Source organism: Cellulosimicrobium sp. 22598, from assembly GCF_052044445.1.
Taxonomy (GTDB): domain Bacteria; phylum Actinomycetota; class Actinomycetes; order Actinomycetales; family Cellulomonadaceae; genus Cellulosimicrobium; species Cellulosimicrobium cellulans_G.
The window spans coordinates 72,534-98,989 of the sequence record NZ_JBQEMZ010000002.1 but is presented as its reverse complement, the minus strand read 5'-3'; the positions used below and the strand labels follow the sequence as shown (position 1 = coordinate 98,989).

Annotated in this window: 25 protein-coding genes; 11 read left to right on the top strand and 14 right to left on the bottom strand. The window is 75.0% G+C overall.

The genetic code is table 11. From position 1 onward, the window contains the following. Nucleotides 1-10 precede the first annotated feature (10 nt). On the bottom strand, nucleotides 11-790 hold the full coding sequence (locus tag ACTJIY_RS02940) for a response regulator (protein WP_253052220.1): 780 nt from the start codon (nucleotides 788-790) through the stop codon (nucleotides 11-13). Further along, a complete protein-coding gene (locus tag ACTJIY_RS02935; RefSeq protein ID WP_440673384.1) occupies nucleotides 787-2,157 on the bottom strand; it encodes a sensor histidine kinase in 1,371 nt (456 codons plus the stop codon). The genes ACTJIY_RS02940 and ACTJIY_RS02935 overlap by 4 nt, the downstream gene beginning before the upstream one ends. A gap of 150 nt (nucleotides 2,158-2,307) precedes the next feature. On the opposite strand from ACTJIY_RS02935, the gene ACTJIY_RS02930 reads away from it, so the two are divergent. Beyond that, nucleotides 2,308-3,186, top strand: coding sequence for a GAP family protein (locus tag ACTJIY_RS02930; protein ID WP_440673385.1), 879 nt, complete (start codon nucleotides 2,308-2,310; stop codon nucleotides 3,184-3,186). 95 nt (nucleotides 3,187-3,281) lie between these two features. Here the strand turns inward: ACTJIY_RS02930 and ACTJIY_RS02925 are convergent, their stop codons facing one another. From ACTJIY_RS02925 to ACTJIY_RS02910, 4 genes are all read right to left on the bottom strand, one after another. Next, the gene (locus ACTJIY_RS02925) at nucleotides 3,282-4,751 is read right to left on the bottom strand and encodes a flotillin family protein (protein WP_253052226.1); all 1,470 of its coding nucleotides are present in this window, start codon (nucleotides 4,749-4,751) and stop codon (nucleotides 3,282-3,284) included. Between the two features lie 168 nt (nucleotides 4,752-4,919). Beyond that, nucleotides 4,920-5,390 (bottom strand): NfeD family protein, encoded by a 471-nt coding sequence (locus ACTJIY_RS02920; protein WP_440673386.1) that lies wholly within the window; start codon nucleotides 5,388-5,390, stop codon nucleotides 4,920-4,922. Nucleotides 5,391-5,594: 204 nt separating this feature from the next. Then, nucleotides 5,595-6,917: an ATP-binding protein gene (locus ACTJIY_RS02915; RefSeq protein ID WP_440673387.1), complete on the bottom strand. Its 1,323-nt coding sequence runs from the start codon at nucleotides 6,915-6,917 to the stop codon at nucleotides 5,595-5,597. Then, nucleotides 6,914-7,570 (bottom strand): response regulator transcription factor, encoded by a 657-nt coding sequence (locus ACTJIY_RS02910; protein WP_439158517.1) that lies wholly within the window; start codon nucleotides 7,568-7,570, stop codon nucleotides 6,914-6,916. The genes ACTJIY_RS02915 and ACTJIY_RS02910 overlap by 4 nt, the downstream gene beginning before the upstream one ends. A 120-nt stretch (nucleotides 7,571-7,690) precedes the next feature. On the opposite strand from ACTJIY_RS02910, the gene ACTJIY_RS02905 reads away from it, so the two are divergent. Genes ACTJIY_RS02905 through ACTJIY_RS02890 form a run of 4 tightly spaced genes read left to right on the top strand, consistent with a single transcriptional unit; the run spans nucleotide 7,691 to nucleotide 11,251 of the window. Continuing rightward, complete coding sequence (locus ACTJIY_RS02905; RefSeq protein WP_440673388.1) at nucleotides 7,691-8,263, top strand: hypothetical protein; 573 nt, start codon at nucleotides 7,691-7,693, stop codon at nucleotides 8,261-8,263. Nucleotides 8,264-8,316: 53 nt separating this feature from the next. Beyond that, entirely contained in the window at nucleotides 8,317-9,336 is a 1,020-nt protein-coding gene (locus ACTJIY_RS02900) for a peptidoglycan-binding protein (protein WP_440673389.1), read from the top strand. Then, nucleotides 9,333-10,067 carry an ABC transporter ATP-binding protein gene (locus ACTJIY_RS02895; RefSeq protein WP_440673390.1) on the top strand — a complete coding sequence of 245 codons (735 nt, stop codon included), beginning with the start codon at nucleotides 9,333-9,335 and terminating at the stop codon, nucleotides 10,065-10,067. The genes ACTJIY_RS02900 and ACTJIY_RS02895 overlap by 4 nt, the downstream gene beginning before the upstream one ends. Next, nucleotides 10,061-11,251 carry an ABC transporter permease gene (locus ACTJIY_RS02890; protein WP_440673391.1) on the top strand — a complete coding sequence of 397 codons (1,191 nt, stop codon included), beginning with the start codon at nucleotides 10,061-10,063 and terminating at the stop codon, nucleotides 11,249-11,251. The genes ACTJIY_RS02895 and ACTJIY_RS02890 overlap by 7 nt, the downstream gene beginning before the upstream one ends. A 63-nt stretch (nucleotides 11,252-11,314) precedes the next feature. Here the strand turns inward: ACTJIY_RS02890 and ACTJIY_RS02885 are convergent, their stop codons facing one another. The 4 genes from ACTJIY_RS02885 to ACTJIY_RS02870 all read right to left on the bottom strand — a co-directional run bounded on the left by ACTJIY_RS02885 (nucleotide 11,315) and on the right by ACTJIY_RS02870 (nucleotide 16,420). Further along, nucleotides 11,315-12,370, bottom strand: a complete 1,056-nt coding sequence (locus tag ACTJIY_RS02885; protein ID WP_440673392.1) for a phosphotransferase family protein — start codon at nucleotides 12,368-12,370, stop codon at nucleotides 11,315-11,317. A gap of 73 nt (nucleotides 12,371-12,443) precedes the next feature. Further along, on the bottom strand, nucleotides 12,444-14,240 hold the full coding sequence (locus tag ACTJIY_RS02880; RefSeq protein ID WP_440673393.1) for a pyruvate dehydrogenase: 1,797 nt from the start codon (nucleotides 14,238-14,240) through the stop codon (nucleotides 12,444-12,446). 203 nt (nucleotides 14,241-14,443) lie between these two features. Next, entirely contained in the window at nucleotides 14,444-15,436 is a 993-nt protein-coding gene (locus ACTJIY_RS02875; protein WP_440673394.1) for an NAD(P)/FAD-dependent oxidoreductase, read from the bottom strand. A gap of 84 nt (nucleotides 15,437-15,520) precedes the next feature. Next, nucleotides 15,521-16,420: a class I SAM-dependent methyltransferase gene (locus ACTJIY_RS02870; protein ID WP_440673395.1), complete on the bottom strand. Its 900-nt coding sequence runs from the start codon at nucleotides 16,418-16,420 to the stop codon at nucleotides 15,521-15,523. Nucleotides 16,421-16,467: 47 nt separating this feature from the next. Between ACTJIY_RS02870 and ACTJIY_RS02865 the strand changes: the two genes are divergently transcribed. The 3 genes from ACTJIY_RS02865 (at nucleotide 16,468) to ACTJIY_RS02855 (ending at nucleotide 17,832) form a co-directional block, all read left to right on the top strand. Beyond that, nucleotides 16,468-17,043, top strand: a complete 576-nt coding sequence (locus tag ACTJIY_RS02865) for a helix-turn-helix domain-containing protein (protein ID WP_253052238.1) — start codon at nucleotides 16,468-16,470, stop codon at nucleotides 17,041-17,043. A gap of 148 nt (nucleotides 17,044-17,191) precedes the next feature. After that, entirely contained in the window at nucleotides 17,192-17,518 is a 327-nt protein-coding gene (locus ACTJIY_RS02860) for a hypothetical protein (RefSeq protein WP_253052240.1), read from the top strand. Beyond that, nucleotides 17,515-17,832, top strand: coding sequence for a type II toxin-antitoxin system PemK/MazF family toxin (locus tag ACTJIY_RS02855; protein ID WP_353707332.1), 318 nt, complete (start codon nucleotides 17,515-17,517; stop codon nucleotides 17,830-17,832). The genes ACTJIY_RS02860 and ACTJIY_RS02855 overlap by 4 nt, the downstream gene beginning before the upstream one ends. Nucleotides 17,833-17,896: 64 nt before the next feature. Here ACTJIY_RS02855 and ACTJIY_RS02850 read toward each other — a convergent pair whose 3' ends face one another. Continuing rightward, nucleotides 17,897-19,171, bottom strand: coding sequence for an MFS transporter (locus ACTJIY_RS02850; protein WP_440673405.1), 1,275 nt, complete (start codon nucleotides 19,169-19,171; stop codon nucleotides 17,897-17,899). Nucleotides 19,172-19,374: 203 nt separating this feature from the next. On the opposite strand from ACTJIY_RS02850, the gene ACTJIY_RS02845 reads away from it, so the two are divergent. Further along, nucleotides 19,375-19,680, top strand: coding sequence for a GNAT family N-acetyltransferase (locus ACTJIY_RS02845; RefSeq protein ID WP_440673396.1), 306 nt, complete (start codon nucleotides 19,375-19,377; stop codon nucleotides 19,678-19,680). Nucleotides 19,681-19,791: 111 nt separating this feature from the next. Here ACTJIY_RS02845 and ACTJIY_RS02840 read toward each other — a convergent pair whose 3' ends face one another. Next, on the bottom strand, nucleotides 19,792-20,520 hold the full coding sequence (locus ACTJIY_RS02840) for a hypothetical protein (protein WP_440673397.1): 729 nt from the start codon (nucleotides 20,518-20,520) through the stop codon (nucleotides 19,792-19,794). Between the two features lie 228 nt (nucleotides 20,521-20,748). On the opposite strand from ACTJIY_RS02840, the gene ACTJIY_RS02835 reads away from it, so the two are divergent. Next, nucleotides 20,749-22,653: an FAD-binding protein gene (locus tag ACTJIY_RS02835; protein WP_440673398.1), complete on the top strand. Its 1,905-nt coding sequence runs from the start codon at nucleotides 20,749-20,751 to the stop codon at nucleotides 22,651-22,653. Beyond that, entirely contained in the window at nucleotides 22,650-23,564 is a 915-nt protein-coding gene (locus ACTJIY_RS02830) for a 2Fe-2S iron-sulfur cluster-binding protein (protein WP_440673399.1), read from the top strand. The genes ACTJIY_RS02835 and ACTJIY_RS02830 overlap by 4 nt, the downstream gene beginning before the upstream one ends. A gap of 39 nt (nucleotides 23,565-23,603) precedes the next feature. Here the strand turns inward: ACTJIY_RS02830 and pgm are convergent, their stop codons facing one another. Further along, nucleotides 23,604-25,298 (bottom strand): phosphoglucomutase (alpha-D-glucose-1,6-bisphosphate-dependent), encoded by a 1,695-nt coding sequence (gene pgm, locus ACTJIY_RS02825; protein ID WP_253052250.1) that lies wholly within the window; start codon nucleotides 25,296-25,298, stop codon nucleotides 23,604-23,606. Nucleotides 25,299-25,443: 145 nt separating this feature from the next. Then, nucleotides 25,444-26,373: a TetR/AcrR family transcriptional regulator gene (locus tag ACTJIY_RS02820; protein WP_253052252.1), complete on the bottom strand. Its 930-nt coding sequence runs from the start codon at nucleotides 26,371-26,373 to the stop codon at nucleotides 25,444-25,446. Nucleotides 26,374-26,456 lie beyond the last annotated feature (83 nt).

Below are 26,456 nucleotides of genomic sequence, written 5' to 3'. Positions count from 1 at the left end.
CCGCGACCGGTCAGGCGAGGCCCGTGTCGCGGGCGACGATGGCGGCCTGCATGCGGGTCGCGACGCCGAGCTTGGCGAGGACGCGCGAGACGTGGGTCTTGGCCGTGGCCTCGGTGATGTAGAGGTCCGTGGCGATGCCCTGGTTGGAGAGGCCGCGCCCGAGCGCCGCGAGCACGTCCACCTCGCGGGGCGTGAGGTCGGCGAGCCGTGCGTCCCGGTCCGGGCCCATCGCGGGGTCGTTCCGCCCGGCGGCGGGCGCCGGGAGGCCACCGGCCGTGCCCGACGTCGGCCCCGCGGCCGAGGGACCCGGCTCGCCCGGGTGGGCGGACGGTCGCGGGCGCGGGGCGTCGTCGGGGGCCGGGCCGCGGGCGAACGCCGCGAGGAGGCGGCGCGTGACCTCGGGTGCGAGGACGCCGTCGCCGTCGGCGACGCGGCGCACGGCGTCGAGCAGCGCGGCGGGCTCCGCGGACTTGAGGAGGAAGCCCGCGGCGCCCGCGCGGAGCGCGCCGTCGACGTACTCGTCCAGGTCGAAGGTCGTGAGGACGAGGACGTCGGCGAGCCCTTCGCCCGTGATGACGCGCGTGGCCTCGATGCCGTCGACACCGGGCATGCGCAGGTCCATGAGCACGACGTCGGGCCGCAGCGCCCGGGCGTTGGTGATCGCCGCGGTGCCGTCCGACGCCTCGCCGACGACCTCGACGTCGTCGGCGGCGTCGAGCAGGAGGCGCAGGCCCGCGCGGATCGCGGCGTGGTCGTCGGCCAGCAGGACCCGGACCGGTCGTGGCGTCACGCGGACTCCTTCTCGCTCGGACCTCCGGCGACCGGGACGGCCGCGCGCACGACCCACCCGCCGGCCGTCGTCGGCCCGGCGTCGAACGTCCCGCCGAGGCCGTCCGCCCGTTCCCGCATGGTCAGCAGCCCGGTTCCGGCGCTCAGCGGTGCCTCGACCGGCGCCGCCGAGCCCGGCGCGCCGTCGTCGCGCACCTCGAGCACGACGGCCGACCCGTCGCGGACGACCCGCACCGCCACGGGCGAGCCCGGCGCGTGCTTGAGCGCGTTGGTGACGGCCTCCTGCGCGATCCGGAACAGCGCCTGGTCCGCCGCGGCGGGCAGTGCCGACTCGACGACGCGGTCGGGGTCGTCGAGCGTGACCGCGGTGGTCGCGCGCGCGGCGTCGAGCAGGGCGTCGAGGCCCGCGAGCCGGCCGGGCGCGGCCACGGCGTCGGGGACGTCGTCGCGCCGCCCCTCCGTCCGGAGCAGCAGGATCATCGACCGCATCTCGTCCAGGGACGCGACGGCGCTGGAGCGCACCTGCTCGAGCGCGGCCCGGTCCTTCGCGGCGTCGGGCGGGAGCGCGAGCGCGGCACCGGAGTGGATCGCGATGGTCGACAGGTGCGACGCGATGACGTCGTGCAGGTCGCGCGCCATCGCGGCGCGCTCCGCCTGCACCGCCTCGTGCCGGTCGAGCTCGGCGATGCGCTCGAGGTCGCTCGCGCGCTGCCGCTCCAGGTCGGCCGTGCGCGCCGCGGCCTCGGCCTCGCGCGCCGCGAGGTCGGCGCGCTCGCCCGCGATCTCGGCGAGCTCGCTCTTGGTGCGCACGTTGGTCGCCCACCACATCGGCACGAGGAGCACGGCACCGAGCTGGAGACCCATGTAGACGAACTGCCGCACGTCGCGCGCGGCCTCGCCCGCCGCGACGGAGCCCAGGACGGCGACGGTCACGGCAACCCCCCAGAGCCACGCGCGTGCCCGCGGCCCCGACCACAGCGCGGCGGCGTAGAGCAGGTCCCACAGGACGAGCGTGATCGCGAGGCTGCCGCCCCACCGCACGTCGACGGCGGTGACGGCGACGCCGCCGAGGAGCGCCAGGACGGGGTGGGCGCGCTTGACGAGGATGAGGAGGCAGCCGACCCCGAGCAGGGCGACCCGCCACCACGGCTCCGCCGGCTCGACGACGAAGGGCGCCCGGACGAGCCCGACCAGACCCACCTCGAGGAGGACCCACCCGAGGACGAACGTCGTGATGGCGGAGAAGAGGTCGTTCCGGCGGTCCTCGATGCGCCACACCTGGGGGATCGACCGGCTCGCGGCCCGCCACCCGCTGCGTCCGGGCGCGACGCGCCGCGCGTCGTCCGCGTCGCCCGCCTCCGTCCTCACGCACCCATCCCAGCACAGCGCGCCGTTCCGCGGATCGGTCGAACGGTGTACGACGACGGCGTCACCGTCCCCGCGGGCGGCGCGCCGAGGGCGCGGGGTCGGTCGTTCGCCCGACGACGGGACGGCGCCCCGGAGGCGAGGCTCGACGCCATGGACATCCCTCTCGACCTCGACGCCGTCGGTGGGCCCGGCCTGGGGCTCGCCGCGATGGCGGGCGTGCTCGTCGTGCTGGCCCTCATCGACTCCACGAGCTTCGGCACGCTGCTGATCCCCATCTGGCTGCTGCTCGCCCCGGGTCGCCTGCGCGCCGGGCGCGTGCTCGTCTACCTCGGCACGGTCGCGGCGTTCTACCTGGCCGTCGGGATCGTCGTGCTGCTCGGCGCGGGCGCGTTCCTCGACCGGTTCGGCGACGCCCTGGACACGCGTGCCGCCGCGATCGTGCAGCTCCTCCTCGGCATCGGGCTGTTCGCGCTGAGCTTCCGCTTCGACAGCAAGCGCGCGGCCCGGCGGGACGCCCGGGCGTCCGCCGCGGCGCCGGCGACGGTCGGCGCCCTGCCCGCCGGCCGGGGCGACGCGACAGGCGTGACGCGGGGAACGACGTCCGCCCCGCGTCCCGGGCGGCTGTCCCGCTGGCGCGAGCGCGCGCTGGGCATCGAGGCGGACGCGGCCGGTGCCGGTGCGGAGCAGGCCCGCCCCTCCGTGCTGCCGCTCATGGGGCTCGCGCTCGGCGCCGTCGCGCTCGAGGTCGGGACGATGCTGCCGTACCTCGCGGCGATCGGGCTGCTCACGACGTCGGACGTCGGCTGGCCCGCGACCGGCGGCATCCTCGCGGCCTACTGCGTCGTGATGATCGCGCCCGCGCTCCTGCTGCTGCTCGGGCGCCTCGTCGCCGCGCGCGCGGTGGACCCGCTGCTGCGCCGGCTCGACGCGTGGCTGACGAGGAACGCGACCGACATGACCGGCTGGGTGCTGGGGATCCTCGGCGTCCTGCTCGCGCTGAACGCGTTCGGCCGCCTCGGCTGGACCTGAGCGGGCCGCGCCGGTACCGCGCCCCGCACGGCGACGGCCCGCCGGGTGATCCCGGGCGGGCCGTCGTCGTACCACCGGCGTGGCCGGTCAGCCGGTCAGTGCGAGGTGCCGTTCGACGCCTTCTCGCCCGGGCCCGTGAGCTGCGTCCCCGCGAGGTTGGCGATGAGCTGGTTGATGTCGACGCCGGTGAGCTGCTTGATGACGCCCTGCCCCTCGCCGAGGACGGACGCGACGTTCTTGGTGACCGCGGACGCGCCGTCGGTCGAGACGACGGTCATGCCCTGGATGTTGCCGATGGGCTCGGCCGCGGCCCGCACGATCTCCGGCAGGCGCTCGATGAGCTCCTGGACGAGCGCCGCCTCGCCGTACTTCTGGAGCGCGTCGGCCTTGGCGTCGGTCGCCGCCGCCTCGGCGCGACCCTCGGCCTCGATCGCCGCGGCGCGGGCCTCACCCTCGGCCTTGATACCGGCCGCGAGAGCGACCTGGCGGTCGCGCTCGGCCTCACCGGCGCGACGCACGGCCTGCGCCGACGCCTCGGCGTCCTGGATCGCGGCCGTCTTGTTCGCCTCGGCGATGACGGTGCGCTTGTACGCGTCGGCCTCGGTCGCGGCGTTCGCGGCGTCACGGCGCGCGTTCGCCTCCTGGACCTCGGCGTACGCCTTGGCCTCGGCGGGCTTGCGGATCTCGATGTCGAGGCGCTCCTGCGTCACGCGGGCCTGCTCGGCGAGCGCCTCGCGCTCCTGCTGCGCGACGAGACGGTCCTGCTCGGCGCGGGCGAGCTGGCCCGCGGCCTCGGCCTCGGCGTTCGCGCGGTCGGTGTCGGCCTTGATCGCGGCGCGCTTGAGGTCGAGCGCCTTCTGGCGCTCGGCGATCTGCTCGGCCGCCTCGATGACGGCGAACTCGGACGCGCGCTGCGCCTCGGCCTCGGAGACCTCGGCGACCTGGCGGGCGCGGGCCGACTCGGCGCGGCCGAGGTTGGCCAGGTAGTCCGAGCCCGGCGTCGAGATGTCGGAGATGTTGAGCAGGTCGACCTGGAGGCCCTGCTCCGAGAGGTCGGCCTTGGTGGACTCGACGACGCGGTCGGACAGGCCCTTGCGGTCGGAGATGATCTGCTCGATCGTCATGTCGCCCACGATGGAGCGCAGCGAGCCCTCGAGGGACTCCTTGATGATCTCCGTCAGCGTGCCCTGCTGGGAGAGGAACCGCTGGGCCGCGCGACGCACGCCCTCCTCGTCGCCGCGGACCTTGAAGTTGATCGACGCCTTGATGGCGATCTTGATGCGGTTCTTGTCCACGCCCTCGACCGTGATGCCGATCTGGCGCTGCTCGAGCGAGATGGAGAAGCCCTGCTGGAGGATCGGCCAGACGAACGTGCGGCCGCCGACGACGACCTTCTGCCCGCTGCCCGCGGCCTCCTTGCGGCCCGCGCCGCGGCCGACGATGACCAGGGCCTCGTTCGGCGGGACGCGGCGGATGCGCTTGCTGATGAAGATGACCACCGCGAAGAACGCGATGACCAGGGCGACGATCGCCAGGGTCGTGATGAGGTTCGTGTCGTCGAACATGGTCCGCGCCGGGGCGCGTCTCCTTCCGTGGGTGCGTGCAGGTCGGGGCGTGCGGCAGTGCTCGGTGGACGGTCCGGGCGGTGCCCGGCCGGCCCGTCGGTGGTGCGTGCGGGTGCGCGGCACCCACGGGTCGACGCGCGGGGCGTCGCGGTCGGTCCTCGGAGGACCTCAGTCGTTGGGGTAGTGGCGCTGGACGCGCACGCGGCTGCCGGACTGCTCGAGCACGACGACGCGCGCGCCCTCCGGGATGGGCTCGTCCGCCCAGGCGAGGCGGCGCTCGAGCTCGTGCGCGGCGTCCAGCGAGACCTCGCCGCGGGACGGGTCGATCGCGGTCGTCGCGGTGCCCTGCACGCCCACCAGGGAGGCGGGCACACCGTCCTCCGACTCCCGCAGGTGCTTCACCAGGGCCTGGACGAGCACCATCACGATCAGCGCCACGACGAGCGACCCCACGTACGCGAGCCACGTCGGCAGGTCGTTGGACGCCACGATCACGCCGACGGCGCCGAAGACCACGCCACCCACGCCGAGCGTCGTCCCGGACACCGCGCCGTCACCCAGGTCGACGATCTCGCCGACGAGCAGCGAGAGGAGCAGGAGGGCGAGTCCGGCGATGCCGATGACGATGAACGCGATCATGCGAGGTCCCCTTGCTGCGGCGGGCGGCCGTGCGTCTGGCTGTGCCGTGGTGGCGGTCGTGTGGACTTGTCGTTCCCGACGTGGCGTGTGGAGTTGTCGTGAACGTACGCACACCTTACCGTGACCCGACCATGCCGTGGGGCGATCCGGGCGTTCGTCACATGGGGAGCACTCCCCGTCCTCAGGCGCCTCTCGCGGCGCCCGTCAGGCCGCGGCGAACCGGGCGCGCACGACGAGCCCGCCCCCGTCGCGCGGCACGGCCTGCACGGTGCCGTCGTGCGCGGAAGCGACCGACCGGACGATGGAGAGCCCGAGCCCGACACCGCCCCGGACGAAGCCCGCGCTGCGGTCCGCCGCGGCGCCGTCGCGGCCGAGCCGCCGGAAGGGCTCGAACAGCGACTCGACCGCGGAGGACGGGACCACCGGCCCGGAGTTCTCGACCCGCACCTCGACCGCCCCGTCGACGCGGCGCGCGGACACCTCGACGAACCCGCCGGGATCGTTGTGGCGGACCGCGTTGTCGACCAGGTTCTGCACGAGGCGCTCGAGCAGGACCGGGTCGCCGGACGTCGTGGCGCCGCCGTCGTCGGGCACGGTCCCGGCGCCGCCGTCCGGGACGACCCGCAGCTCGACGCCCGCGTCCCGCGCCGTCGCGGCCGAGGCGCGCCGGACCTGGTCCACGACCTCGGCGAGGTCGACGGGAGAACGCTCGCCCGGTGTCTGGTCCGCGGCCGCGAGCGTCAGCAGCCCTTCGATGAGCCGTTCGTGCCGCGCGTTGACGGCGAGCAGGGTGTTCCCCAGGTGGCGGGTCGGAGCGGGCGCGTCCGGGTCCTGGAGCGCGACCTCCAGCACGGTCCGGTTGATGGTCAGGGGCGTGCGGAGCTCGTGCGACGCGTTCGCGACGAAGCGCCGCTGCCCGTCGAACGAGCGGTCGAGGCGGTCGAGCATCTCGTCGAAGGTGTCCGCGAGGTCCTTCATCTCGTCCTCCGGACCGTCGAGCGCGATGCGCTCGTGGAGGTTGTTCTCGGCCACCCGGCGCGCCGTCGCCGTGACCCGGTGCAGCGGAGCCAGGACCCGCGTGGCCATGACCCAGCCGAACGCCACCGCGAGCACGCCGATCACCGCGAGCGCGACGACGGACCACAGGAGCACCGAGCCGAGGGTCGCGTCACGCGCCTCGCGGTTCTGGGCCACGACTAGATCGCGGACGTCCTGGAGCGTCTCGGCGTCGGTCGCCTGCACGGCGGCCCACGAGTCGATCGGCGAGTCGAGGATCGCCTCGGCAGGTGCGGCCGTCCCGGTCGTCGTGCGTGCCGGGGCGCCGCTCAGCGGTGCGGCCGTGGCGAGGGGTGCCGTCGTCCCGTACGTGACCTCGTAGGCGGCGATCCCCACGGTGTCGAGCGGCTGGCGGTCGATCGCCGCGGCGACGAGGACGTACATGACCGTCACCAGCACGGCCCCGGCCAGTGCAAACGCGCCGCCGTAGACGAGGGTGAGCCGGGCGCGGAGCGTGAGGCGCGCCTTCACGGGACCCGGTACCCGACGCCGGTCACGGTCTCGACGAGCCCGGGATCGCCCAGCTTCTTGCGCAGCTGCATCATCGTGAACCGCACGACGCCCGTGAACGGGTCGATGTTCTCGTCCCACACCTTCTCCAGGAGCTGCTCGGCGGACACGACCCCGCCGTCGGCGCGCAAGAGCTCCTCGAGGACGCCGAACTCCTTGCGGGCGAGCGGCACGTACCGCCCGTCCCGGTAGACCTCGCGCCGCGTCGTGTCGAGCCGGAGCCCGGCCCGCTCCAGGACCGGGGGCGCGGCCGGGCGGGCCCGCCGCCCGAGCGCGCGGACCCGAGCGAGCAGCTCGACGAACGCGAAGGGCTTCGCGAGGTAGTCGTCCGCGCCCAGGTCGAGCCCGTCGACGCGGTCGCGGACGTCGGCGGCCGCGGTGAGCATGAGGACCCGCGCGTCGAGGCCCGAGGTGACAATCGCGCGGCAGACGTCGTCGCCGTGGACGCCGGGCAGGTCGCGGTCGAGCACGACCACGTCGTAGTCGTGCACGCCCACGCGGTCCATCGCGGCGCGCCCGTCGAGCGCGACGTCGACGGCGATCGCCTCGCGGCGCAGGCCCGTCGCGACGGCGTCCGCGATGAGCTCCTCGTCCTCCACCACCAGTACCCGCATGGCGACGATGGTGGGCCGCACCCCTGTGAGGTCTCTGTGAGGTGCCGCGCTCACGGCTGCCTCACGGCGATCCGGATGTCCTGGGACGCGTCACCCAGACCTCCCAGGACAGGAGCCACCATGACTGCACGCACCCGACGACCGGCCGGAGCGGCACGCACCCTGCTCGCGCTGGTTCCCCTGCTCGCCCTCGTGGCGTGCGGACCCGTCGACGACGGCCCCGACGTCGCGAGCCTCGACGGGTCCGGGACGTCCGAGGGCTCGGGGACGCCCGGGGCCCCGGGCGGGGGCGACGACGCGGCGGCGGACCTCGACGACGACGAGCTCGCGCTCGAGTTCGCCGCGTGCATGCGGGACAACGGCGTCGACATGCCCGACCCGGACACCGAGGGCGGCGGGATGGCCGTCACGCTCGGCGGCGACGGCACCGACCCCGCCGACGTCGATGCCGCGTTCGAGGCGTGCAAGGAGTTCCTCCCGAACGGCGGCGAGCCGGTGGAGATGAGCCCCGAGGACCTCGAGGCGATGCGTGAGTACGCGCAGTGCATGCGCGACCACGGCGTCGACATGCCCGACCCGGACCCCGAGGGCGGTGCCGTCGCGATGCCGGCGATGCCCGCGGGCGACGAGGAGTTCCAGGCCGCGATCGAGGCGTGCGACGAGGCGGCGCCGATGCTCGGGGCCGACGAGTGAGGCGGCCGGGCGGACGGGCACGCCGCACCGTCGTGGCGGGGAGCGCGACCGCCGTGGCTCTGCTCGCGGCGTCGGCGTTCGCGCTCTGGGGGCCCGGGCGCGACTCCGGGCCCGACGACCCCGGCGCGACGGCCGCGCGCGAGACCGCGACCGTCGCGCGCGAGACGCTCGTCGAGCGGACGAGCGAGAAGGGCACGCTCGGCTACGGCGAGACCGCCGTGCACGGCACCCAGGCCGGTGGGACGGTCACGTGGCTCCCCGACGTGGGCACCGTCGTCGGGCGGGGCGAGCCGCTCTTCCGCGTCGACGAGCGTCCCGTCGTCCTGCTCCTGGGCGACCTGCCGATGTACCGCGACCTCGGGCCGGGGGCGCGTGGGGAGGACGTGCGCCAGCTCGAGGCGAACCTCGCCGCCCTCGGCTACGGGGGGTTCACCCAGGACGACCGCTTCACGGACCGGACGAGCGCGGCGGTCCGGCAGTGGCAGAAGGACCTGGGGGTCGAGCGGACGGGCCGGGTCGGGCCGGACCTGGTCCTCGTCCAGCCCGGGCCGCTCCGGGTCGCGGAGCACGAGGTGCCGCTCGGCGCGCCGGCCGGCCCCGAGCTCGTGGCCACGACCGGGACGGAGCGGTCCGTCGTCGTCGACCTGGACCTCGACCGGCGGCAGCTCGCGGTCGAGGGCGCGACGGTCTCGGTCCGGCTCCCCGACGGGACGACGGTGGACGGCACGGTCACCGCGGTGGGTCCGCCCGAGACGAGCGAGGACCCGAGCGGGGTCCCGGGCTCGGAGTCGACGACGGTCCCGGTCACCGTGGTGCTCGTCGACGGCGCGGACGCCGCCGAGGACGGCCCGGTGAAGGTCGAGCTCGTGTCGGCGGAGCGCGCCGACGTGCTGACGGTCCCGGTGGCGGCGTTGCTCGCGCTCGCCGAGGGCGGCTATGGCGTCGAGGTCGTGGACGACGGCGCGTCGGGACCGGGCCGGATCGTGGCGGTCGGGACGGGCATGTTCGCGGACGGCCGCGTCGAGGTCACGGGCGAGCTGGCCGAGGGCGACACCGTCGTGGTGCCGTCATGAGGGACGACTCGCCCGTCGTCACGCTCCACGACGTCTCCCGGACCTATCCCGGCGGGGTCACCGCGCTGCACGACGTGCACCTCGACGTCGCGCGCGGCGAGCTCGCCGCCATCGTGGGCCCGTCGGGGTCGGGGAAGTCGACGATGCTCAACGTCGTCGGCACCCTCGACCGCCCGACGTCGGGCCGCGTGCTGGTCGACGGCTTCCTCGTCGCCGACCTCACGGACCGGGAGCTGTCGGCGCTGCGCGCGAGCCGGATCGGCTTCGTGTTCCAGCAGTTCCACCTCGCGGCGGGCGTCTCGGCGCTCGACAACGTCGCCGACGGGCTCCTGTATCGCGGGGTCGGGCGGCGCGAGCGCCGTCGGCGCGCGGCCGAGGCGCTGGAGCGGGTCGGCCTCGCGCACCGGCTCGACCACCGCCCCCACGAGCTGTCGGGCGGGGAGAAGCAGCGCGTCGCCATCGCGCGCGCGGTCGTCGGGGAGCCGCCGCTGCTGCTCGCGGACGAGCCGACCGGCGCGCTCGACACGGCGTCGGGGCGGGGTGTGATGGACGTGCTGCGCGGCCTGCACCGCGACGGCACGACGGTCCTCGTCATCACGCACGACCGGGAGCTCGCCGCGTCGCTGCCCCGGCAGGTGGTGATGCGCGACGGCGGCGTGGTGGACGACGCCGGACCTGGACGCCCCGTGCCGCTCGCCGCCGCCTCGGCGAATGCGGAGGAGGCGTGCTGAGGCCGGCGCGGCTGCGGTCCGTGGACCTGCTGCGCGTGGGCGCCACGGGGCTGCGCACGCGGCCCCTGCGCGCGGTGCTGTCGGCGCTGGGCATCGCGATCGGGATCGCCGCGATGGTCGCGGTCGTCGGGATCTCCACGTCGTCGCGCGCCGAGCTGGACCGGACACTGGAGGCGCTGGGCACGAACCTGCTCACCGTCGCCCCGGGCCAGACGTTGTTCGGCGAGGACGCCACGCTGCCCGAGGAGTCCGTCGACATGGTGCGGCGCATCGGACCGGTCCTCTCCGCGACGTCCGTGGGGCGGCTCGACGCGCACGCGTACCGGAGCGACCTCGTCCCCGAGGAGGAGTCCGGGGGCATCGGCGTGTACGCCGTCGACCTCGACCTCCTCGACACCGTCGGGGGCCGCGTGCGCGACGGCTCCTGGCTGACGGAGGCCACGGGACGGTTCCCTGCCGTCGTCCTCGGCCACAAGACCGCGGAGCGGCTGGGCATCGCCGAGCCGCGGCCCGACGTCCAGGTGTGGGTCGGAGACCGCTGGTTCACGGTCGTCGGGATCCTCGACCCGGTGCCGCTCGCCCCCGAGATGGACCTCGCCGTCCTCGTCGGGCGCGACGCAGCCGCCACGTACCTCGACTGGGACGGGAGGCCGACGCGCATCTACACCCGGACCCACGAGGCCGCGGTCGAGCAGGTGCGGGCCGTGCTCGGGCAGACCGCCAACCCGGCGGCGCCCAACGAGGTGGACGTCTCGCGCCCGTCGGACGCGCTCGCCGCCCAGGAGGCGACCGACCGGACGTTCACGGGGCTGCTGCTCGGGCTCGGCGCCGTGGCGCTGCTGGTCGGCGGGATCGGCGTCGCCAACACGATGGTGATCTCGGTGCTCGAGCGCCGGGCGGAGATCGGGCTGCGGCGTGCGCTGGGGGCCACACGAGGGCAGGTCCGGGGCCAGTTCCTCGTGGAGTCGCTCGTGCTCTCGGCGCTCGGCGGCGCGGCGGGCGTCGCGATCGGGTACGCCATCACGGCCGGCTACGCCGGCTCGCAGGGCTGGCCCGTCGCGGTGCCGCTCGTCGTCGCGCTCGGGGGCGTGGGCGCGACGGTCGTGATCGGTGCCGCGGCGGGCCTCTACCCGGCCGTCCGTGCCGCGCGCCTCGCCCCGACGGAGGCGCTCGCGACGCCGTGACCGGCGTGTCCCGTCGTGCGCGTCGTCGTCCCCGGGCGGCGGCGCGCACGAGGGGCCCTCGGGTCAGGACCCCAGGGCGTCCAGCATCCGACCGAGGTTCGCCCGCGCGGTCGCGGCGTACCCCTCGACCCAGTCGCCCTCGTAGGCGCGCGGCACGACCTCGACGACGAGCAGGCACGCGAGGTACGCCCGGTACAGGCGCAGCCGCGTCCACGCGTCGGCGTCGCCCGACCCCGGGGTGCCGTCGCCCAGGCCGAGGTCGCCGCCCGCGGCGGCGTAGCCCGCGAGGAGGTCGGGGTCGACCGGTCCGGTCCCGAGCTGGTCCGCACCCGCGAGCTCGAACAGCGGGTCGCCCCACAGCGACCGCTCCGCGTCGAGCACGCCGACGATCGTGGGTCCCGCGTCGACGTCGGCGACGGCCGCGCCGTCGTCGGCGCGGCCGAGCAGCACGTTCCCCGGCCACAGGTCCGCGTGCACGAGCCGGGGGACCGTCACCCGGGCGAGCAGGTCGCGGTGGCGCGCGACGGCGTCGAGCACCCGGGTCTCGGGGAGCTCCACGCCCCACCGGCGCGCGTCGTCGAGCACGGCCCCGACCATGCGCGCGAACGCGTCGGGCCACGTCGCCGCGGCCAGGTCCGACGCCGGGGCCGGGTACCCGAACCGGTCGCCCGTGATGCCGTGCAGCCGGGCCATGAACGACCCGAGCCCGCGGCGCACGACCGCGGTGGCCGCGGCGTCGAGCTCGCGCCCGCTCCACAGGGCGCCGTCGAGGAACGTGACGACGAGCGCGTCGCCGTCGACGTGCTCGTGCGTGAGGTCGGCGTGCAGGACGCGCGGGACGGGCAGCCCGGCCGCGTGCGCGGCCCGGTACGCGGCGTCCTCCGTGGTGAGGATCCCGTGCTCGTAGCGCAGCAGGCGCGACGTGTCCGCCCCGGTGACCTTGACGACGACGCGCACGGGCGCGCCGTCGGGCGCGTCCCCGCCGGGGCGCGGGGCGAGGTCCACGGCGAAGACGCTCGCGAACATCCCCCCGCTCAGCGCCTCGCTCCGCACGGCCTCGCCGAGCGGGGCCACGATCGCGGCGAGCTGGTCGTGCGTGACCGACGTCTTGGTGAGCACCGCGCGAGCCTAGCGGCGCGCCGACGGGCGGGGCGACGGCCGTCCGGCGCTCGCCCCGCCGGGACGCGTCCGGCTACGGGCGCGGCACGTTGCGCAGGTTCGCGCGCGCCATCGACACGACCTCGCCCATGCCGCCGCCGAGGATCTCCTTGCTCATCGCGACCGCGAACCCGCGCACCTGGCCCGCGGTGATGTTCGGCGGGATCGAGAGCGCGCGGGGGTCGGTCACGACGTCGACGAGCGCCGGCCCGGGGCGGTGCAGCGCGTCCTGGAGCGCGCGGCGCAGGTCCTTGGGCTTCTCCACGCGCACCGCGGGGATGCCGATCGCGTTCGCGACCGCGGCGTAGTCGACCTGGGGCGACTCGGTGCCGAACATCGGCAGGCCGTCGACGAGCATCTCGAGGCGCACCATGCCGAGGCTCGCGTTGTCGAACAGGACGACCTTGACCGGGAGGTCGTAGTGCTTGAGCGTCACGAGCTCGCCGAGCAGCATCGAGAGGCCGCCGTCCCCGGCCATGGCGACGACCTGCCGGCCGGGCTGCGAAGCGGCGGCGCCGATGGCGTGGGGGAGCGCGTTGGCCATCGACCCGTGGATGAACGACCCGATGACGCGGCGCTTCCCGTTGGGCGTGATGTACCGCGCCGCCCACACGTTGCACATGCCCGTGTCGACGGTGAACACCGCGTCGTCGGCGGCCACCTGGTCGAGCGTGTCCGCGACGAACTCGGGGTGGATCGGCGTCGTGCGCTCGACCTTCTTGGTGTACGCCCCGACGACGCCCGTCATCGCCTTCTCGTGCTTGGCGACCATCGCGTCGAGGAACTTGCGCGACCGCGCCTTCTTCACGAGCGGCAGGAGCGCGCGCACCGTCTCGCCGACGTCGCCCACGACGGCGAGGTCGAGGCGCGTGCGCCGCCCGAGGTGGGTCGGGTCGACGTCGACCTGGGCCGTGCGGACCGATTCCGGGAGGAACTGGTCGTACGGGAAGTCGGTGCCGAGCAGCACGAGGAGGTCGCAGTCGTGCATCGCGTCGAACGCGGCGCCGTAGCCGAGGAGGCCGGACATGCCGACGTCGAACGGGTTGTCGTACTGGATGAACTCCTTGCCGCGCAGCGAGTGGCCCACGGGCGCGGCGATCTTGTCGGCGAGCGCGATCACGTCGTCGTGCGCGCCGCGCACGCCCGCGCCGGCGAAGATCGTGACCTTCTTCGCGGCGTCGATCGCGTCCGCGAGCTGCTGGACGGCGGTCGCGTCGGGGACGACGCGCGGGGGAGCGGGCCGGCACGCGACGTCGGGCACGGCGGCCGGGGCGTCGAGGTCGGCGACGTCGCCCGGGAGCGTGAGGACGGAGACGCCGCGGGCGCCGTAGGCGTGGTGGATCGCGGAGTTGATGACGCGCGGCGCCTGCTCGGCGCTCGAGATCATCTCCGAGTAGACGGAGCACTCGGTGAACAGACGGTCGGGGTGCGTCTCCTGGAAGAACCCGGTGCCGATCTGCTTGCTCGGGATGTGGCTCGCGATGGCGAGCACGGGCACGCGCGACCGGTTGGCGTCGTACAGGCCGTTGATGAGGTGGAGGTTCCCCGGCCCGCACGACCCCGCGCACACCGCGAGGCTGCCCGTGACCTCGGCCTCCGCGGCCGCCGCGAACGCCGCCGCCTCCTCGTGGCGCACGTGGATCCACTCGATCCCCTTGCCCGCGTTCTCGCCCGTGTTGGACCGGTGCACCGCGTCGACCACGGGGTTGAGGCTGTCGCCGACGATGCCGTAGATCCGCCGCACCCCCGCCTCGATGAGCTGCGCGACGAGCAGGTCCGCGACAGTCCGGTTGCGCTTGTCGACGGGAGAGCGACCGATTCCGAACGGCATGACGTACCTCCACGGCTGGGCTGGGGTCGTCTCCCATCGTGCGCCGGGCCGGCGTGGGCCGCAGCGCGAGCCGACGTCTCGTGCGTCACGGTCGCCGCCGACCCCGGCGTGTCGCACCCCAAGGTGCCGAACCCGGGGTTGTTCCCGGGTTCGGCACGATCCTGGGGAACAACCCCGGGTTCGGCGGGTTGACCGTGGGGGTCTCAGACCGCGGGCTCGGCGTGCGCCGCGAACGGGGTGCGGCGGCGCGCCACGGCCAGCGCCGCGTCGGCCTGGGCGAGCTCGCCGTGGATCCCCGCGCCCGCCATGACGCCGGCCGCCGCCGACGCGCCGACCTGGGCCATGAGGTCGCTCGAGTTGCCGGCCGCCCAGACGCCCGGGACGGCGGTCATGCCCCGCGGGTCGGCGGGCACGAACCGACCGGCCGGGTGGTCCTCCAGCGACCCGCCGAGCTGCTCGAACAGCTCGCCGCGCGCGACGAACCGCGGTCCGACGACGACCGCGTCCACCGCGAACGACGTCCCGTCCGCGAGGACGACCGACCGCACGGCCCGACCCTCGACGTCGAGCCGCTCGACCTCGCCCTCGACCACGCGCACGCCGAGCGCCGAGAGCTGCTCCCACGTGGCGTCGTCGGGCTCGGGGGCGGTGTGCTGGTAGAGCGTGACGTGCGGGGTGAGCTGGCGGAACAGCAGCACCTGGTGCGCCGCCGCCGGGCCGGTCGCGAGGACCGCGACCCGCTGCCCGCGCACCTCCCAGCCGTGGCAGAACGGGCAGTGCAGCACGCTCGACCCCCAGCCCTCGCGGACCCCGGGGACGTCGGGGAGCTCGTCGACGAGGCCCGTCGCGAGCAGGACGCGCCGTGCCCGGACGGTCGCGCCGTCGTCGAGCGTCAGCGTGAAGCCGGACTCGGCGTCGCCGGCCGCGTGGGCGACGCGCGCGTCGCGGACCTCGGCGCCGTAGCCCTCGGCCTCGGCACGGCCCGCGGCCAGCAGCTCGCGCGGGGGGACGCCCTCGCGCCCCAGCAGGTTGTGCGCGCCCTCCGCGGGCGCGTTGCGCGGCTCGCCGGCGTCGAGCACGACGACGGAGCGCAGCGACCGCGCGAGCGTCACCGCGGCGCTCAGCCCGGCGGGCCCGCCGCCGACGATCGCGACGTCGTAGGTGTGGTGGTCAGGGGTGGAGGTCGTGGCGGTCATGGCTCTCCTCAGCAGTGACGGGGGCTTCGCCGAGTGCGTGAAAGAGTCGCGGGGATCGGCCCGGACGGCGACTGCGTCACGCGCTCAGCGGGGTCGGCGGGCGGCCCAGACGATGCGGCCGCCGCGCGCTCCGACGGTGTGCGTCGAGGGGTCGTCGGTCGCCGCGAGCACCGCGTCGAGCGCGGCGAGATCGGCGGGGTCGAGGTGCTCCGCGAGGTGCTCGCGCTGGCGCGCGGCGGTGGCGCGCGCCCAGCGGGACGCGTCCGGTCCCGGCGGCACGACGGCGGTCGGCGCGCGCCGGTCGACGACCTCCAGCCCGGCGTCGGTCAGGTAGGGCGTCCAGTCGGGGTAGCGGTTCCAGCCGGCGTGGGCCATCGCGCTCTCGAGGTGCGCGGCCAGGTCGGCGTGCGCCGCGTCGTCGGGCAGGACGGGCGACGTCGCCGTCATCTCGACGACGACGAGCAGGCCCCCGGGCGCGAGCGCGTCGTGGGCGTCGCGCAGGACGCGCGCCGGGTCCGCGACGTGGTGCAGCGACGCGGACGCCCACACGACGTCGGCGGCGCCGACGTCGGACCACCCGGCGTCGAGGTCGGCCTCGACGGTGCGCACGCGTGCCTCGAGCCCGGGACCGGCGAGCCCGTCGCGCAGCCGTTCGAGCATCGCGGGGTCCGCGTCCACGGAGACGACCTCCGCGTCGGGGAACGCGCGGGCGAGGGCGCGCGTCCCGGTGCCGGTCCCGGCGCCGAGGTCGACGACGATGCGCGTGGGGGCCGGTGCGTGCTCGACCGCGACCGCGACGGCCTGGTCGAGCAGCACGCCGAACACGGACGCGTCGAGCTCGAGCAGCTCGGCCATCCCGTGGCCGTCGTGCGCGTGGCCGTCGTGCGCGTGGCCCGCGGCATGCCCGTGCCCGGTGGCATGCCCGTGCCCGACAGCGTGGTCGTGGCCGTGGTGGTGCGCGCCGTGGTTCGCGGGGGAGTCCATGCCTCCACGGTAGGACGGTTCTGCGCCGGAGGCATAGGATCTTGCTCATGACGCAAGAAGTCGATCTGGACGCTGTCGTCCGCCAGCGCATCCGCGGGCTGCGCCTCGCGCGCGGCTGGACCCTGGACGCGCTCGCGGCGCGGTGCTTCCTCAGCCCGTCGACGCTCAGCCGCCTCGAGACCGGGCACCGACGGATCGCGCTCGACCAGCTCGTGCCGATCGCCCGCGCGCTCGGCACGACGCTCGACCAGCTCGTCGAGCCGGTCGACGACGAGGACGTGGTCATCCGGCCCGAGCCGCAGCGCCGCCCGGGGGAGACGACGTGGCTGCTGTCCCGCGACCGTCCCGGGACGATGGTCGCGAAGATGCGCCTGACGCCCGAGCGCGCCGTCGGCCCGGAGCACCAGCGCGTCCACCCGGGTCACGAGTGGTTCACGGTCCTGTCCGGGACGGCCGTCGTCTACCTCGCCGACCGCCGGATCCTCGTGCAGGAGGGCCAGGCAGCCGAGTTCTCGACGATGGTGCCGCACTCGTTCGGCGCGCACGAGGGCCCGGTCGAGATCCTCACGATCTTCGACCAGGAGGGCGAGCGCGCCCACCTCTCGGGGACCGACCCGGCCTGACGGATGGCGCGACCAGCGGCGTCGTGGACCCCGCCGATCCCGCGGAGTGCTCGTCGACCCGAGGGGGCGACGCTGAGAGGACGTGCGGGCGTCAGTCGAGCCGGGCCGTGTCTGACAAATGTGGGACAGAAGGCGTAGTGTCGTGATCATGGCGATGAGAACCCGCAGCACCGCGCACGAGAGAACGGCCCCCCGAGGCTCGACCTCGCGGGGCGGGAAGAACGTGCCTGCCGGGGGGACCCCGCGGGCCGGGAAGGGCGAGGGCGCCTCGGCGAAGCGCGACTCCGTCACGTTCCGACCCACCCCCGAGGAGCGCCGGATCCTCGACCGCCTCCGCGACGAAGGCGTCACCGCCAGCGACGCCGTCCGCCGTGGCCTGCACCTGGTCGCGCACGAGAAGTGGGTCGACCAGGCCCGCGTCGATGCGGAGAATCTCGCCCACGAGAACCTCGACGACGAGCCGGACGCCTGGTGATCCGCGGCGCCGTCTACCGCGTCGACCTCGGTGACCCCCGGGGCCACGAGCAGGGCGGTCGGCGGTACGGGGTGGTCCTGTCCCCGACGAACATGCCGTGGTCCGTCGCGACGATCGTGCCGACCTCGACCAGCGCGCAGCGTGCGATCTTCCGGCCCGTCCTCGAGATCGCCGGCCAGGAGACCGTGCTCCTCGTCGACCAGCTCCGTGCGATCGACACCGACTACGTCGTCGGGGAGCCGGTCGACTTCCTTCTTCGAGACGACCTGGACGCGCTCGAGCGGACCGTGCAGAGCTACCTCGGCATCATCTGAGGCCGAGCCGTCCCGTCCGTCGTCCTCGGGGGCCTCGACGTCGATCGTCTCGCGGTACCCCGCGTCAGTGGGCGGGCGTGCCGTCCGTGACGTCCTCGCGGTCCGCGCTGCGGCGCAGCGACCGGAGCGCGGCGAGCACGAGGACGACGCCGAGCGCCGCGGCCGCGACGACGACCTCGAACCCGGCGTGCGCGCCGCCCGCGTCGATGCGCGACCCCGCGACGGACGACCCGATCGACACGCCCACGCCGAGCGACGTGCCGACCCAGGCGAGGCCCTCGGTGAGCTGGTTCGGCGCGACGAGGTTCTGGACGAGGTTGTTGCCGTTGATGAGCGTGGGCGCGATGGCGAACCCGGTCACGAACATCACCGCGGCGAGGACCGGGATCGAGGTGACGAAGAAGAACAGCGAGACACCCGCGGCGAGCGCGACGATCCCGATGACGAACCGGCGCCACAGCGGCGACACCCAGTGCCGCGCGCCGTACACGAGGCCGGAGATGAGCGAGCCCATGGCGAAGACGGCGAGGATCAGCCCGGCCGCGCCCTTCTGCCCCTGCTCCTCGGCGAACGCGATGGTCGACACGTCGGTCGCGCCGAACACGATGCCCATCGCCACGAAGATCACGGCGAGCACGATCATCCCGGCCGACCGCATCGCGGAGCGCTGCTTCACGCCGGGCTCCGGGACCACGACCGGCGGCTCGGTCGCGCGCTGCGACAGGAACCAGAGCCCGCCGACGACGGCCGCGACGAGCGGCACGAGAAGCCCCGCGGACGGCGACACGCTCGTCGCGAGCACGGTCGCGAGCACCGGGCCGACGACGAACACGAGCTCGTCGAGCGCCGACTCGAGCGAGTAGGCGGTGTGCAGGCGACGCGCGTCGGGCACCGTGTGGGTCCAGCGCGCGCGGACCATCGACCCGTACGACCCCTGCGTCGCGCCGGCGAGCGCCGCGAACGCGTAGAGCGTCCACTCGGGCGCGCGCAGCACCGCGCACAGGATGAGCCCGCCCAGGCCGACCGTCGCGGCCGCCAGCATCGGCAGCATGACGGCGCGCTGGCCGGTCCGGTCCACCAGCCGCGCGATCTGCGGCGACACGATCGCCTGCGCGACGACGAGCGCCGCCGCGACCCGGCCCGCGAGCGCGTACTCGCCGTAGATGCCCTGGATCATGAGGATCGTGCCGATGCCGACCATCGACATCGGCAGGCGCGCCACGAGCGCCGCGGCGGAGAACCGCCACGCGCCGGGCAGCGCGAGCACGGCGCGGTAGGGGTTCCGGGACGTCGTCCCGGCCTCCGCGGGGGTGCCCGACGTCGTCCCGTCGGTCGTCAGGTCGTCCCGCCGGTGCTCGGGGTGCTCGGGGTCGTCAGCGCGCGACGGAGAATCCTGGACCACCGTCCCAGTGTCGCACCCGGAAGCCGCCCGCCCGGTAGCGATTTCGCGGCGCGCGGCCGGACGTGACGACCGTCTCGCCACGTGGCCCGGCTGGTCCGCGCCGGTTGTCCGACGGCCGTGCGGCGGCGACGATGGGCGCCATGACCGACAGCCCCGCACCCCGCGCCACGACCGTCACCGTCACCGACGAGGGCGACCGCTTCGAGGCCCGCACCGACGACGGCGTCGTCGCCGGGTTCGCCGCCTACGTCCGCGAGCCGGGGAAGGTGATCTTCACGCACACCGAGGTCGACCCCGCGTTCGAGGGCCAGGGCGTCGGCTCCGCGCTCGCCGTCGGTGCGCTCGACCAGGTCCGGGCGTCGGGGGAGCGCGTCGTCCCGCTGTGCCCGTTCATCCGCGCGTACATCGAGCGCCACCCGGACTACGCGGACCTCACGCGGCGGTGAGGCGACACCCGGCGGCGGTGCGACGCTCGCCGGTGGGACGACGGAGCGCCCCGGTCCCGAGGGACCAGGGCGCCCGCGCGCGGCGAGGAACCGGCGAGGGTTCGCCAGGGGTCAGGAGATGGTGCCGGTCCCCTCGCCCTCCATGCGCTCGTCGTGCAGCAGCTCGCCCTCGGCGTCGACCGGGACGATCGTGCCGTCGAACGTGATGGGCGAGCCCGGCTGGTAGCGGAAGTTCGTCGCGTACGAGTAGGACTGGCCGGTGCCGAACGTGTAGACGGTCGGCTCGCGGTACGCGCCCGGCGCCATGCCGTCGTCGTTCACGCCCTGCGCCTCGTACAGCTCGTCGTCGACGATGGTGTCCATGCCCTGCATGTAGGGCCAGTCGTCGTAGCGCTCGTCGATGCTCACGAGGCTCGAGCCGAGGTCGATCGGCGCGCCCTCGTTCGTGATGACGTAGTTGACGAAGACGATGTCGTCGCCCTCGGCGATGATCGGCAGGTTGTTCTCCGGGTCGACGAACAGGCCGTCCTTCGTCGCCTGCGTGACGCCCACCTGGTAGACGTCGACGCGGACGTCGCCGATGGTGAAGGACGAGATCTGCTCGCCCGGGGTCGTGACGGGGTTCGCCCAGTCGGGCAGCTCGCCGCTCGAGCCGGTCTCCTCCGCCGCGGCGTCGTCGACCTCCTCCGCGTCGTCGACCGGCGCGGTCTCCTCGGCGGACGTCTCGTCCGGCGTCGGCGTCTCGGGCGTGTCGCCGCCGACGTTGATGGTGCACGCGGTGAGGCCGAGCGCGAGCGCGGCGGCGACGGTCAGACGTGCGGCGGAACGGACGGGACGCATGGTGAGCTCCGGGTGTCGGGGAGAGGTGCCGGACGGACCTTACCTACAGACGAGCGCGCGCTTCGATGGGGAGCGGTGCCCATGAGACGGCCCGGGACCTTCGCCTGTTGCGCCGCGGCCGGGGCGCGAGGACCCTTCCCCTATGCCTCGCCGCTCCTTCTCCCCGGCCCCTCCCGCGTGCGCGGACCTGCGCGTTCGCCCCGCGACGTCCGCACCGTGGGGGTGCGCGTGAGTGCCCTGCGGGTCGAGCGCGCCGACGTCGTCGTCGTGGGTGGCGGTGGCGCAGGTCTCAGTGCCGCGCTCGCGATCGCGGAGGCCGCGGGCCAGGACGACCGCCGCTCGCCCGTCGTCGCGCTCGTCTCGAAGGTCTACCCGATGCGCTCGCACACCGTCGCCGCGGAGGGCGGGGCCGCGGGCGTGGTGGGCGACGACGACTCGCTCGAGCAGCACGTCGCCGACACCCTCGCCGGCGGCGCGGGGCTGTGCGAGGAGGAGTCCGTCCGGTTCGTCGTCGAGCGCGCGGCGGGCGAGCTGTACCGCCTGGAGCGCTGGGGCCTGCCGTGGTCGCGCACGGACGACGGCGACGTGGCCGTCCGCCGGTTCGGCGGCATGAGCCGGGCGCGCACCTGGTTCGCGGCCGACAAGACCGGCTTCCACCTCCTGCACACCCTGTTCCAGGCGTCGCTGCGCTACTCGGGCGCGGACGGCCCGGTCCGCCGGTACGACGAGCACCACGTGCTCGACCTCGTGGTCGACGACCCGGACGGGCCGGACGCGCGGGTGCGCGGCGTCGTCGTGCACGACCAGCACCGCGGCGAGCCGCTGCTCCTGGAGGCGCCCGCGGTGGTCCTCGCGACGGGCGGCTCGGCGCGCGCGTGGGGGACCAGCACGAACGCGGGCATCTGCACGGGCGACGGCACCGCGATGGCGCTGCGGGCGGGCGTGCCGCTGCGCGACATGGAGTTCCTCCAGTTCCACCCGACCGGCCTGCCGGGCAGCGGCATCCTGCTCACGGAGGCCGCCCGCGGCGAGGGCGGCGTGCTGCTCGACGCCGACGGCCGCCGCTACCTCGCCGACTACGGGCTCGGCCCGGAGACGCCCGTCGGGGCGCCGGTGCCGCGCACCATGGAGCTCGGGCCGCGCGACCGGCTCTCGCAGGCGTTCTGGCACGCCGACCGCGACGGCCGCACCATCCCGACGCCCGACGGCGGCGTCGTCCTGCTCGACCTGCGCCACCTCGGCAAGGAGCGCCTCGCCGAGCGGCTGCCGCTCGTGACCGGCCTGGCCCGACAGTTCGCGGGCGTCGACCCGGTGACCGAGCCCGTCCCCGTCCGCCCGACGGCGCACTACACGATGGGCGGCATCCGCACCGACGCGCGCGGCACGACCGCCGTCGCCGGGCTGTTCGCCGCGGGGGAGTGCGCGTCCACCGGCCTGCACGGCGCCAACCGGCTCGGGTCCAACTCGCTCGTCGAGACCCTCGTCGTCGGGCGCGCGGCGGGCGAGGCGGCGCTCGCGTGGGCGCGGTCGGTCGGGCACCCGGGGGCCGACGGCGGCGCGGCGGGTGCCGGGGCCGGCGTCGGTCCGGCGTCGGCGGACGGGGCGGTGGTCGACCGAGCCGCCGAGATCGCCGACGGCTACCTCGCGATGCGGGGCCGCGGGACCGAGCCGCCCGCCGCGATCCGGGCCGAGCTCGGGCGCGTCCTCGACGCCGACGCCGGGATCTACCGTGACGCCGACGGGCTGCGGCGGGCGCTCGCGGCGGTCGAGGACCTCCGCGCCCGGTACGCCGACGTGCGCGTCGCCGACACCAGCGCCGTGCTCAACACCGACTGGGCGACGACCGTCGAGCTCGGCGCGACCCTGCTCGTCGCGCACGCGACCGTCGCCGCCGCGCTCGCGCGCGAGGAGTCCCGCGGCGCGCACCAGCGCCTCGACTTCCCGGAGCGCGAGCCGGTGGCACACCACTCGGAGGCCCGGCTGGGCGTGGACGGCACGCTGGAGGTAGAGCACGTCCCCGTGGGTGCGGTCGCCGCGCCGCGCCCCGTGGGAGCCGAACACGACCTGAGGGTCGGAAAGAGCCCGAGAACGACCCCCACGTCGTTCTCGGCGGACGAGGGGGCGGGGTTGTGAGCGAGGCAGAGTCGCCGGTCGAGGGGCGCAGGGTGCGGCTGGAGGTCGCGCGGACGTCGCCCGACGGCGCGGACACCGGGCGGCGGGACGTGTTCGACGTGCCCTACGACGACCGCACCTCCGTGCTCGACGCGCTCCAGTGGGTCAAGGACCACGCCGACCCCACGCTGACGTTCCGGTGGTCGTGCAAGATGGCCGTCTGCGGGAGCTGCGGCGTCATGGTCAACGGCCGCCCGGTGCTCGGCTGCGAGACGTTCGTGCGCGGCTACCGCACGTCCGGCCTCGTCGTCGAGCCGCTCGCGCACGCCGAGGTGCTGCGCGACCTCGTCGTCGACACCGACACGTTCCTCGGCAAGCTCGCCTCCGTGCAGCCCTGGCTCGTGCCCGACGGCGCCACGCGCCTCCCGCTCGTCGACCCGCCCTCGGGCGCAGCCGGGGCGGGGGCCGGGGCCGGGGCTGGAGCCGCCGGGGCGGGGGCCGGCGTCGGGGTCGAGGTGGGCGAGGGCGTCGACGGCTCGCGGACGCCGGACGGCGGCGATGTGCTGCGGGCGCACGGACCGGCGTCGGGTCACCGGCAGACGCCGGGCGAGCTCGCCGCGTTCAAGGGCTTCGCCGAGTGCATCGACTGCATGCTCTGCTACGCCGCGTGCCCGCAGCTCGACGTCGCGCCCGACTTCCTCGGCCCGGCCGTCGTCGCGACGGCGCGTCGCTGGGACGAGGACTCGCGCGACGCGGGCGAGCTCGACCGCGCCGACGTGCTCGACACCGAGTTCGGCGTCTGGCCGTGCATCCAGGTCGGCGCGTGCACGCAGGTCTGCCCGAAGGGCGTCGACCCCGCCCGCGCGCTCCGCGACGCCCAGCGCGTCGCGACGGACACGTGGGACGCGCGCGAACGCCGTCGCGCGACCTAGCCCCTCGCGAGGTAGAGCCCTGGTACCTCGGCGGGGTCGTCAGCTCCCGAGAGCCGCGGAGACGACGTCCTTCGCCTCGGCCTGGACCTGGGTCAGGTGCTCGGCGGAGACGAACGACTCGGCGTAGATCTTGTAGACGTTCTCCGTGCCCGACGGCCGGGCCGCGAACCACGCGTTCTCGGTCGTCACCTTGAGCCCGCCGATCGGGGCGTCGTTGCCGGGCGCGTTCGTGAGCTTCGCGGTGATCGGCTCGCCCGCGAGCTCGGTCGCGGTGACCTGCTCGGGCGAGAGCTTGCCGAGCGTGGCCTTCTCCTCGAGCGTGGCGGGCGCGTCGACGCGCGCGTACCAGGACTCGCCGTAGCGCTCGACGAGGTCGCGGTGGTGCTCGGACGGCGTGCGACCCGTCGTCGCGATGATCTCCGACGCGAGCAGTGCGAGGAGGAGGCCGTCCTTGTCGGTCGACCAGACGCGGCCGTCCTTGCGCAGGAACGACGCCCCGGCCGACTCCTCGCCGCCGAACCCGACGGTCCCGTCGAGCAGGCCGGGCACGAACCACTTGAACCCGACCGGCACCTCGACGAGGCGCCGCCCGAGGCCGCCCGCGACCCGGTCGATGAGCGCGGACGACACGAGCGTCTTGCCGATCGCGGCGTCGTCGCGCCAGCCCTCGCGCGCGCCGCCGTAGAGGTACTGGATCGCGACGGCGAGGTAGTGGTTCGGGTTCATGAGCCCGGCGTCGGGCGTGACGATCCCGTGGCGGTCGGAGTCGGCGTCGTTCCCGGTCGCGACGTCGAACGGCGCGCCGCCCTCGGCGTCGCCGGAGTCGCCGGTCATCCCCGCGACGAGCGACGCCATCGCGTACGGCGACGAGCAGTCCATGCGGATCTTCCCGTCCCAGTCGAGCGTCATGAACGCCCAGCGCGGGTCGACCTGCGGGTTCACGACCGTGAGGTCGAGCCCGTACCGCTCGCCGATCTCGCCCCAGTACTCGACCGACGCGCCGCCCAGCGGGTCGGCGCCGATCCGCACGCCGGAGTCGCGGATCGCGTCGAGGTCGAGGACGTTCGCCAGGTCGTCGACGTACGTGGTGAGGAAGTCGTGCTTGTGCACGTGCTCGGACGTGAGCGCCTGGGTCAGCGGCACGCGCGGCACGCTGCCGACGCCGGTGCGCAGGATCTCGTTGGCGCGGTCCGCGATCCAGCCGGTCGCCTCCGAGCCGGCGGGGCCGCCGTGCGGCGGGTTGTACTTGAAGCCGCCGTCGCGCGGGGGGTTGTGCGACGGCGTCACGACGATCCCGTCCGCCAGCCCGGGCCCGGTGGTGCGGACGCCGTCGACCGTCGTCGCCTCGTTGTGCAGGAGGATCGACTGCGAGACGGCGGGGGTGGGGGTGAACGAGTCGCGCGCGTCGACATAGGTCTGGACGCCCGCGGCGACGAGGACCTCGAGCGCGGTCTGCCACGCGGGGAGCGACAGCGCGTGCGTGTCGCGCCCGATGAACAGCGGCCCGTCGGTGCCCTGCGAGCGGCGGTACTCGACGATCGCGGCGGTGATCGCAATGATGTGCGCCTCGTTGAACGCGTGGTCGAGGCTCGACCCGCGGTGGCCCGACGTGCCGAACACGACCTTCTGGGCAGGGTCGTCGACGTCGGGGGTGAGGTCGTAGTAGGCGCCGACCACGGCGTCGACGTCGATGAGGTCGCTGGGCTGGGCGGGGGTGCCGGCGCGGGGATCCATGGGTCGATCCTGCCAGGGGTGGCGCCCGCGCGTCAGCCGCTACCGCGGTGCGACCAGACCTCTACCTCGGCGGACCAGACCTCTACCTCGGCGGACCGGGGCTCTACCTCGGCCGACCGGGGCTCTACCTCGGCGGACCAGGGCTCTACGTCGGCTCGGGGGTGTTCGCGCGGTCGATCGCCATCTCGACGGCGTCGAGGAGGCGGTCGAGGCTCGCGTCGAAGGGGCCCTGCGGGGCGTCGAAGCCGCCCGCGACGTAGACGCGGGTCATGACGGGGTAGCGCTCGACGTCGAACCAGTCCTCCCAGAAGCTGCCGAGGGTCGTCCAGTACTCGTCGTTGCCGACGCCGGTCGCGTCGCGCTCGGTCCGCTCGGCGATCGTGGCGCGCGCGAGGCCCTGGACGTAGTTGTCGACGAGGCCGAGCGTGTCGACGACCTGGAGCTCGGAGAGGCCGGTGTCGACGATCGTGCGCAGCCCTGCCTCCTGGGCGTCGAGGACGTGCGGCGCGAGCGGGGCGCGCCACATGTTGGTCTGCAGGATCCAGGGGTGGCGCAGGTAGAGGTTCCACAGCTCGTGCGCGTACTGCGCCAGCGCGGGCCGCCACGGGGCTCCCGCCGCCGGCAGGTCGAGCTCGGCGTACGCGCGGTCGATCATGAGGTCGACGAGCTCGGTGCGGCCGGGTACGTAGGTGTACAGCGACATCGCCCCGACGCCGAGCTCGGTCGCGACGCGTCGCATCGACAGCGCGTCGAGCCCGCCCTCCTGCGCGACGGCGGTCCCGGCCTTCACGACGTCGTCGAGCGTGAGGCGCGGCTTGCGCCCGCGCGTCGCGGGCGCGGGCGGGTCCCACAGGAGCGCGAGGCGGCGCGTGATCTCGGGCGTCCGGACGACCTCGGTGAACTGGGCCCGTGCGTGCTCCGCGGCCTGCACGGCGGAGGCGACCCCGGCGTCCGCGGCCGCGACGACGCCGCGCGGTCGCTCCGGCTCCTCCGGCTCCGGGGGCGCGGGCGAGGTCTGCGGGGTGCCCGACGGCGCGAGGTCGCCGTCGCGCTCGTCGGTGCGGTCGGTCGTCACGTGCGTATCCTCCCCGACTTCGGTCGCGTCCCGCCCGGAGGAGCCCGGCGGGACAAAAGCTTGCCTGTTCCCGTACACCGTAT